Annotated in this window: 6 protein-coding genes; all 6 read left to right on the top strand. The window is 27.6% G+C overall.

The window, feature by feature from the left end; all coding sequences use genetic code 11:
• Positions 1-71 precede the first annotated feature (71 nt).
• On the top strand, positions 72-1046 hold the full coding sequence (locus tag ACQRD5_RS15620) for a rhomboid family intramembrane serine protease (protein WP_294166833.1): 975 nt from the start codon (positions 72-74) through the stop codon (positions 1044-1046).
• 97 nt (positions 1047-1143) lie between these two features.
• The gene (locus ACQRD5_RS15625) at positions 1144-1767 is read left to right on the top strand and encodes a hypothetical protein (RefSeq protein ID WP_294188324.1); all 624 of its coding nucleotides are present in this window, start codon (positions 1144-1146) and stop codon (positions 1765-1767) included.
• A gap of 192 nt (positions 1768-1959) precedes the next feature.
• Positions 1960-3306 (top strand): NADP-specific glutamate dehydrogenase, encoded by a 1347-nt coding sequence (gdhA, locus tag ACQRD5_RS15630; RefSeq protein ID WP_291627242.1) that lies wholly within the window; start codon positions 1960-1962, stop codon positions 3304-3306.
• Between the two features lie 304 nt (positions 3307-3610).
• Positions 3611-4999, top strand: coding sequence for a glycosyltransferase family 2 protein (locus ACQRD5_RS15635; protein ID WP_291627212.1), 1389 nt, complete (start codon positions 3611-3613; stop codon positions 4997-4999).
• Positions 5000-5217: 218 nt separating this feature from the next.
• Positions 5218-7167 (top strand): DNA gyrase/topoisomerase IV subunit B, encoded by a 1950-nt coding sequence (locus tag ACQRD5_RS15640; protein ID WP_291627210.1) that lies wholly within the window; start codon positions 5218-5220, stop codon positions 7165-7167.
• Positions 7168-7187: 20 nt separating this feature from the next.
• A complete protein-coding gene (locus tag ACQRD5_RS15645) occupies positions 7188-10094 on the top strand; it encodes a DNA topoisomerase IV subunit A (RefSeq protein WP_427747022.1) in 2907 nt (968 codons plus the stop codon).
• Positions 10095-10101: the final 7 nt, after the last annotated feature.

The following is a 10101-nucleotide window of genomic DNA, read 5'->3' on the forward strand; positions in this document are numbered from 1 at the left end:
TTCTTTAATTTTACATTATTCATTTTACATTGTGTTAAAGCACCTTAATATTTTAAGGAGGGGGATGCTACTTGGAGAAGTTTGAGAAGGTATTTTTTAATATTTTAACTAAAGAAATGAAATTTTTTATGAAGGATTATTATAGTAATTATAATAATAAAGAAAAATGGCTAGCATTATTAGATATTGATAAAGCTTATGTTGCTGTTGTAATTGCTAAGGATTCTGAAGAAAATATAGTATATAATGAGGCTAAAGAGTATTTAGAAGGTATATTAAATAAACCATTTATAATTAATATAATAGTTTTAGCTTCAGGAGATTATATAAATTATGGGGAAGGTTATTACAACAAACTAGTTTTATCTTTAAAAGAAAAAAAAGTTATTTATTGTAGTGAAGGTTCAAAAGCCTTTATTCCAGTAATAGATTATATTGTAAAGGCTGATACTAATAAAGCTAAAGGAATAAAAGAATATAAATTTACTTATAGTATTATTTTAATAAATTTAGTTATTTTTTTAATTGAAATAATTAAGTCTAGAAATTTTATAGACATAGATATTTATACTTTAGCAGATATGGGAGCTAAGATTAATGTTTTTATTGATCATGGTCAGTATTATAGGCTAATTACTGCTGCTTTTTTACATGGAGGAATTCTTCATATATTTTTTAATATGAGTGCACTTAATATTATTGGGAGACAAGTTGAAGCTGTATATGGTGGTAAAAAGTTTTTGATAATATATTTCATATCAGCTTTAGGAGGAAATGTTTTTAGCTATTTATTCAAACCTAATAGTATATCTGTTGGTGCTTCTGGTGCTATTTTTGGGCTTTTAGGTGCAATGCTTGTATTTGGAATTAAAGAAAGAAAAAATATAGGTAAAGGATATGTAAAGAATATCTTAGAAACAATAGGGCTAAATGTGATAATAGGAATAACAATACCTAATATAGATAATTTTGCTCATCTGGGAGGACTATTTATAGGTGCTTTAATATCTTTTATTTTGTTTAATAAAAAGTCTTTAATTAGTTAATATTAAGTTAACAATAAAGAAGTAAAAAAAGAATATATTGAATTTAGGTTATAATATAATATAGTAATAATATTTTTATATTATAGGAGTGATTATTTTGAAAGAAAAACGTAGTAATAGAGAATTAATAGTTGCGGAAATATTTACAGTAATACTAATTATAACTGGAATTTATGATTATTTTGCTAGAGACGGAGAAAAATTATTTAGAATAGGTCTAACTTTTGTAACTATAATATTAGTTTATTTATTGTTTATAAAAGGTTTTCTTAAGGGTGCAAGAATTATTTATTACATAAATATGACTTTTGTTTTTCTATCAATGTACTTAGCTAGTGTATGGAACTTTTATTCAATTACTAACTATGATAAATTTTTACATCTTTTATCAGGTGCAATAATAGCTATTATAGGTTATATATTGTTTATATATTTAACTAATGATATATCAAGGAAAGAAATGAATCCTTTAACTTCTGCAATCTTTGTGATTCTTTTTGCAACAGCAGCAGCTGGAGTATGGGAAATTTGGGAGTTCACAACAGATTCTTTATTTGGACTAACAGCGCAAAATAATAGTTTAAATGATACTATGTGGGATATAATATGTGGAACGGTTGTTGGGTTAATAACTGCTATTCCAATTTATATTAATAGTAAGACTAATAATATAAAGATAATTAATAGAATTATTAGTGAAATTGAAGAAAATAAATATTAAATTTATTAAAAGGTAGAAGTTATAGATTTCTACCTTTTTTAAAAAAATATTATTGTTGAATATTTAGAAAAGTATATAAAATAGCATAATATTTTACTAAATTAATAAAATTTCTGAATATTTTAAAAAAATATAGCAAAAAATTCTATCTTATTGTATTATATATATATTATGAAAAAAGAGGTGGAAATAGTGTCAGGAAAAGAGTATGTTAACAAGGTAATTTATGAAGTAGAAAAAAGAAACGGTGGCGAAGTTGAATTCTTAAATGCAGTTAAAGAGGTACTATATTCCCTTATACCAGTATTCGATAAACATCCTGAATACATAGAAGAGGGAATATTAGAAAGAATAGTGGAACCAGAAAGACAAATATTTTTTAGGGTTCCATGGGTAGATGATTCAGGAAAAGTACAAGTTAATAGAGGTTTTAGAGTACAATTTAATAGTGCAATAGGACCATATAAAGGAGGATTAAGATTTCATCCTTCAGTAAATCAAAGCATAATAAAGTTTTTAGGCTTTGAGCAGATTTTTAAAAATTCATTAACTGGACTACCTATTGGTGGCGGTAAAGGTGGATCTGATTTTGATCCAAAGGGAAAGTCAGATAGAGAAGTAATGAGATTTTGTCAAAGCTTTATGGCTGAATTATGTAAACACATAGGATTAGATACTGATGTTCCAGCAGGAGATATTGGTGTTGGTGGAAGAGAAATAGGTTATATGTATGGATATTATAAAAAAATAAGAAATGCCAACGATCAAGGTGTTTTAACTGGTAAGGGATTAACTTATGGTGGAAGCTTAACAAGAACAGAAGCTACTGGATATGGTTTAGTATACTTTACTGAAGAAATGTTAAATGACAATAATTCAAGTTTTAAAGATAAAAAAGTAGTTATTTCTGGATCAGGTAATGTTGCAATCTATGCATGTAAAAAAGCTCAAGAATTAGGTGCAAAGGTAGTTGCTTTAAGTGATTCCAATGGATATATATATGACGAAAATGGAATTAATTTAGACATAGTTAAGGAAATCAAAGAAGTAAGAAGAGGAAGAATTAAAGAATATTTAGATAAGGTTCCTACTGCTAAATATGTAGAAGGATTTAGAAATATTTGGAAAGAAAAGTGTGATATAGCACTTCCTTGTGCAACACAAGGAGAAATAGATATAGAAGCTGCTAGAAATTTAATAAAAAATGGAGTACAAGTAGTTTCAGAAGGTGCTAATATGCCTACTAACTTAGATGCTATAGAAGAATTCCAAAAGGCAGGAGTAATGTTTGGACCAGCTAAAGCAGCTAATGCAGGAGGAGTGGCTTGTTCAGCTCTAGAAATGTCACAAAATAGTATGAGATTATCATGGACATTTGAAGAAGTTGATGCAAAGCTTAAGAATATTATGATCAATATATATAGAAATTCAAAAAAATCTGCTGAAGAATATGGTGAACCAGGAAATATATTAATGGGAGCTAATATTTCAGGATTTTTAAAAGTTGCAGAGGCTATGATGGCTCAAGGAATAGTATAACAGTTTAAATCTCAAAAATAGCAACCCCTATTTTGAGTTTATAATAAGAAGTTCTTTATATTAATTTTAATATTAAGAACTTCTTAATTTTTTTTATTTTTTAAATTAATTTAAGATTAAGTTATAATATCTGCATTTATGTAGGAAAATAATAAGTGTAGAAATAGTACAGATAATATTAATTAAAAATTAAGATTTGAATACTTGATTTTTTATTGTTATTAGAATAATATTTAATTTGATGTTAGAGGGAGATTATATGTAGTATTTTAAAGAATACCCTTTATTTAAAGGAGTGAATTAAATGGGAGACAAAGTTATTTATGCTACAACGGCTATATTTCAATTAGTTGTATTTGCATTAATGATGTATTATTTTATATTAGCTTTCTTTGGATTTAAAAGAAAAAGTGAAAATAAAAATTATACACCAACAAAGAAATTTGCAATGATAGTTGCAGCACATAATGAAGAAGTAGTTATTGGTAAATTAATTGAAAGTATGCTTAATCAAAATTACCCTAGAGAACTTTTTGATATTTTTGTTATAGCAGACAATTGTACTGACAATACTGCAAAAATAGCAAGAAAGTATGGAGTATATGTTTATGAAAGATTTAATAAAGAACAAAAAGGTAAGGGATATGCTTTAGAATGGATGTTTGATAAAATATTTAAAATGCAGAAAAAATATGATGCAGTAGCAATTTTTGATGCAGATAATTTAGTTTCAAAGAATTGGTGTAAAGAAATAAATTCAAAAATGCTAGAAGGGTATAAAGTTGTACAAGGATACATAGATAGCAAGAATCCTAATGATTCATGGATAGCATCTTCTTATTCTATAGCTTTTTGGACTCAAAATAGAATGTATCAGTTAGCTAGATCAAATGTTGGACTATCTAATCAAATAGGTGGAACAGGATTTGCAATAGATGTGGATATATTAAAAAAATTTGGTTGGGGAGCAACTTGTTTAACTGAAGACTTAGAATTTAGTTGTAAGTTAATATTAAATGATGAGAAAGTTGGTTGGGCCCATGATGCAATTATTTATGATGAAAAACCATTAACCTTAAAGCAATCTTGGGTACAAAGAAGAAGATGGATGCAAGGATTTACAGATGTTGCATCAAGATATTTCTTTAAATTACTTAAAAAAGGTATTAAGGAAAGAAAATGGTTTGTTTTAGACTGTGCTTTATACGTAATACAACCTTTCTTTACTTTAATGATTGGTCTTTCAACTATTTTAAGTTTTATTCAAAGTATCGTTCCTAGTCATATATTTATAATAAGTTATTTAACTGGAGATTTTACATTTAAATTAATAGGTGTTATGCAATTTATAATTACACCATTAATGATGAAGTTAGATAAAAAGATATCAGCTGGACTATTCTGGATGTTAGTATTCTATACATCAAATATTTTTGTGTTACCTATATTTGCAACACAAGTAGATAATTATATTCAAGTATTATTTATAGATTTAGTATTTAACGTAGCATTTTTATTAGCAACAGCATTGTTCTTAGGTAAAAAGAAATTAATAATGTTTTTTAGATTTTTACTATATGGGGTATATACATTGACTTGGATACCTATAACTATAGGAGGAATGCTTAGAAAGAATAATAAAGAATGGAATCCAACTAAACACGTAAGAAACATTGAAATATGTGATGTTTAATTTTAAGAGGCATAGCAGGAGCTATGCCTTTTATTATATGGTATTTTGTAGGTACATTTGTAATGGTATCGAACATTAGTTTGACTTTTGAAGGAGAAAGATTTATATTTTTATTTGTGGTTTAATTATGATAGAATTAAAAAGATTATAAAAAACATGTATGGTTAAACTAATGGAAAAGAATATTATATATATGAAAAATTATTTTGGAGGTTTGTATGAGTACAGATTTAGTTAAGGGATATGATGTTACAGATTTAACTTCCTTAGAAAAATTAGAACCAGTTAGAGTAAGACCGGGGATGTATATTGGTTCAACAGGAACAAAGGGTTTACATCATTGTATATGGGAGATTTTAGACAACTCTATAGATGAAATTTCTAATGGCTATGGTAACAAGGCCACTATTATAATAAATAAAGATAAAAGTATAACAATAAGAGATAATGGAAGAGGAATTCCAACAGGAATTCATCCAACAAAAAAGAAATCAGGAGTAGAAATGGTATTTACTGAACTTCATACTGGGGGAAAGTTCAATAATAAAAATTATAAAACTTCTGGTGGATTACATGGAGTAGGAGCTGCAGTAGTTAATGCTTTATCTTCTTGGCTTGAAGTAGAAGTATATCAAAATGGAAATGTATATAAGCAAAGGTTTGAATATGCTTATGATAAGGAACTAAAGAAGATAATGCCTGGTACTCCAGTTACTAAACTGGATATAATAGGAAAAAGTAAAGAAACTGGTACAAAGGTAACTTTTATGCCAGATAAAGAGGTTTTTTCAACTATTGATTTTAAGGTTGATATGATTGATGAAAGACTACAAGAGTTAGCCTTTCAAAATAAAGGAATTCATTTAGAATTAATAGATTTAAGAAAAGATGAAGAGTTTAGAAAAGAATATTATTCTGAAAGAGGACTTTTAGATTTTATAGAATACTTAAATGAAAGTAAAACTGCCCTTCATCAAACACCTATTTATTTTGAAGGCGAAAAAACAGTAAATAATATTCAAATGTTTGGAGAAGTATGTATTCAATTTACAGATTCCACAACTGAAAACATAGCAAGTTATGTAAATAATATACCTACAACTGAAGCTGGAACTCACGAAACAGGTTTTAAGACTGGGATGACAAGAGCCTTTAAAGAAGGTGCTAAAAAGCTTGGACTTTTAAAGGAAAAGGATAAGGAATTTGAAGGCGATGATTTAAGAGAAGGTATGACTGCTATAGTAAGAATAAAAATCACTAATCCTATCTTTGAAGGGCAAACAAAAACTAAACTTGGTTCTGCTGAAGCATATACAATGATGAATGAATTAACTTATATTAAGTTTAGTGAATGGATAGAAGATAATAAAGAAGTAGCTAGTATGATAATAAATAATGCTCTACAAGCTGCACAAAGAAGAGAAAAAATTAAGAAAATCAATGAAGCAGAAAAGAAAAAAATAGGAAAAGGAGCAGCACCTCTTGCAGGGAAAGTTGCGGTTTGTACATTAAAGGATAACAAAGTTAATGAATTTATAGTAGTTGAGGGAGATTCAGCTGGTGGCTCTGCAAAACAAGCCAGAGATAGGAGATTCCAAACTATTATGCCATCAAAGGGTAAGATAATGAATACAGAAAAGCAAAAGCTTGAAAATGTATTAGCTTCTGAAGAATTAAAAATATTTAATACCGCTTTAGGTACAGGTACTCTAGATAATTATAAAGAAGAAGATTTAAAATATGATAAGATTATAATAATGAGTGATGCTGATGTTGATGGATATCATATAAGAACTTTATGGATGACTTATGTTTATAGATATATGAGACCACTAATTGCTAATGGACATCTTTATTTAGCCCAACCGCCATTATATAAGGTATATAAAACAGTTAAAGGTAAAGAAGTTCATAAGTATGCATATAGCGATGAAGAACTTGAAAGTGTTAAAAAGGAAATAGGTAAAGGTGCCCTAATACAAAGATATAAAGGACTTGGTGAAATGAATCCTGATCAATTATGGGAAACTACATTAAATCCAGAAACTAGAACCCTTCTTCAAGTTACTATAGAAGATGCAGCAAAAGCAGAAAAGATGGTTTCATTATTGATGGGTGATATAGTTGAACCTAGAAAAGCTTATATTTATAAGTATGGAGAATTTTAGTAATAGAATGGAGAATTAATATGGCGAAGAAAGTTAATGAAATTCCAAGGGATAATAATATTATTCCTATTCTTTTAGAAGAAGCTATGCCTGATAACTTTTTACCTTACGCTATTGAAGTTGCAAAGGATAGAGCTTTACCTGATGTTAGAGATGGACTTAAACCAGTTCACAGAAGGATATTATATGGAGCTTATCAATTAAAAGCTTTTCCAGACAAACCTTATTATAAATCTGCAAGAATAGTTGGAGATATATTAGGTAAGTATCATCCACATGGTGACACTTCCGTTTACGATGCAATGGTTATTATGGCACAAAACTTTTCTACAAAAGAAATTTTAATAGATGGACATGGTAACTGGGGATCAATGGATGGTGATGGTGCAGCGGCTATGAGATATACAGAAGCAAGATTAGCTCCTATTGCTATGGAAATGTTAAGAGATATAGATAAAGATACTGTAGATATGGTACCAAACTATTCAGATAGCGAATTAGAGCCGAAGGTATTACCAAGTAGATATCCTAATCTATTAGTAAATGGAACTTTTGGAATAGCTGTAGGTCTTGCAACCAATATACCACCACATAATTTAAAAGAAGTTATTGAAGGTGTTTTAGCATATATAGACAATAATGAAATAACTACTAAAGAATTAATGAACTATGTAAAGGGGCCTGATTTACCAACAGGTGGAATACTTATAGGAGAAAAATCACTTTTATCAGCTTATGAAACTGGTGAAGGTAAAGTAACATTAAGAGCTAAGACTTCTATTGAAAAACTTGATAATGGAAGATTTGGCATAGTTATTACAGAATTCCCTTTTAGAAGAAACAAGGCAAGACTTTTACAAACTATATCAGAAATGACAGGAGATAAAAAGCATTCTAAAGCTTTAGAATCAATAGTAGATATAAGAGATGAATCTGACAGAAGTGGTATAAGATCTGTTATAGAATTAAGAAAAGCTGCAGATGAAGAAGTTGCTGATAAAGTATTAAAATATTTATTCAAAAGAACTGATCTTCAATGTAACTTAAGTTTTAATATGGTTGCATTAGCTGATGGTAAGCCTCAAACTATGGGACTTAAAACTATAATAATGCATTATGTTAATCATCAAAAAGAAATAGTTACAAGAAGAACTAAAAGAGAATTAGAAATTGCAGAAAAAAGATTCCATATAGTTGAAGGATTTATTAAAGCTATAGATATATTAGATGAAATCATTAAAACTATAAGGGAATCAAAATCTAAAAAAGATGCAGGAATTAATCTTATAAATAATTATGGATTCACAGAATTACAAGCAGAAGCAATATTAGAATTAATGTTATATAGGTTAACAGGACTTGAAATAAAGGTATTCCAAAAGGAATATGCTGAACTTGAAAAAACAATTAAAAGGCTTAAGAAGATTCTATCTGAAGAAAAGGAACTATTAAGGGTAGTTAAAAATGAATTAAATGAAGTGTCAGAAAAGTATGGCTCTAAAAGAAAAACAGAAATAATAAGAGATGATAGTGAAGCTAAGATAGATGTTGAAGAACTTATAGTTGTAGAAGATGTAATGATTACTTTATCAAAAGATGGCTTTATTAAGAGAGTTCCATTAAAGACATATAATAGATTAAATGCTAATCCTGATGATATAGATTATAGAGAAGGTGATGAATTAAAATTCTTATTTAATTCAAATACTACTGAAAATGTAGTTCTATTTACCAACAAGGGGAATATGTATCAAACCAAGGGGATAAATATTACAGAAGCTAAGTGGAAAGATAAGGGTGAAAAAATAGATAGTACTATAAAATCACTTAATTTAGAGGAAGAAAACATAATTTATGCAACATCAATAGCTAGCTTTATGCCTAATAAGTATATTCAATTTATAACATCAAAGGGTGGAATTAAGAAAAGCTCCTTAGATAAATTCCAAACTAATTATTCAAAACTTCAAGCTCTAAAATTAAAAGATGCGGAAGAAGTTATAAATGTAACTATATTAGATGAAGAGGAAAGAAAAGAATTTATCCAATTTGAAACTAAAGAAGGATTAAGCTTTAATCTTGAAATTCCTAGAATAGAAGATTCTCCAAGAAATATATTACCAACACCTATGTTTAATTTATCTTCAAAGGATAAAATTATAAAGGTAGATTATATAGAAAAAATAGAGTTTTTAGATTTCAATATTGGTATAACTTCAAAAAATAATATTAAGGCCTTTAATACAATTAAGAAGAATGATGATTTAAAGGTGAACACTAATTCCTTAAGTGATATATTATTATTCACTAATATGGCTAAGGTATTTAAGGTTCCAGCATTTATGTTATCAGGAGTAGAGAAGGGAGAAATTCCTTTAAATACGATAATTGATAATTTAGAAAAAGGCGAAAAGGTTATAAAATTAATGTCAATTAATTCTTATAATGAGAATGAATATATATACTTCTTTACTAAGAGAGGTATGGTAAAAAAGACTGCCCTAAAAGAATTTGAAGGAAATTATTTATTGCAACCTTCTTATAAGTTTAAATATGATAATGATGAATTAATTTCTATAGAAAAATATAACGAAAATGATGTTGAGATGATAATAATAACTAAAAAAGGAATGGGAATTAAATTTTTATCAAATAATATAAATCCAATGGGGAAAATAGCTTCAGGTGTTACTGGTATCAGTCTAAAAGAAGGTGATGAAGTTATTTATGGAAGATTAATAGGAAATACTAATTATAATTCTATACCTGAATTAGCAATAACATCTAATGATACAATAACTTTAATAAGTAAGAATAAAGATAAAAAAGAAATTTCTGTAGATGAAATTAAACTTCAAAATAGAGCAGGTAAGGGTAGCAGTATAATGACAATAGTTTTAGATGATGAAATTAAAGATATAGTTTAAAAATTTT

Origin of the sequence: Clostridium sp. SGI.024 (assembly GCF_050315195.1) — a bacterium.
Classification (GTDB): Bacteria; Bacillota; Clostridia; order Clostridiales; family Clostridiaceae; genus Clostridium.

Bases quoted from the DNA above. Each gene is read 5' to 3' on its own strand.
- ACQRD5_RS15635 (WP_291627212.1), top strand. From the start codon at position 3,611: ATGGGAGACAAAGTTATTTATGCTACAACGGCTATATTTCAATTAGTT.
- ACQRD5_RS15645 (WP_427747022.1), top strand. From the start codon at position 7,188: ATGGCGAAGAAAGTTAATGAAATTCCAAGGGATAATAATATTATTCCT.
- ACQRD5_RS15640 (WP_291627210.1), top strand. From the start codon at position 5,218: ATGAGTACAGATTTAGTTAAGGGATATGATGTTACAGATTTAACTTCC.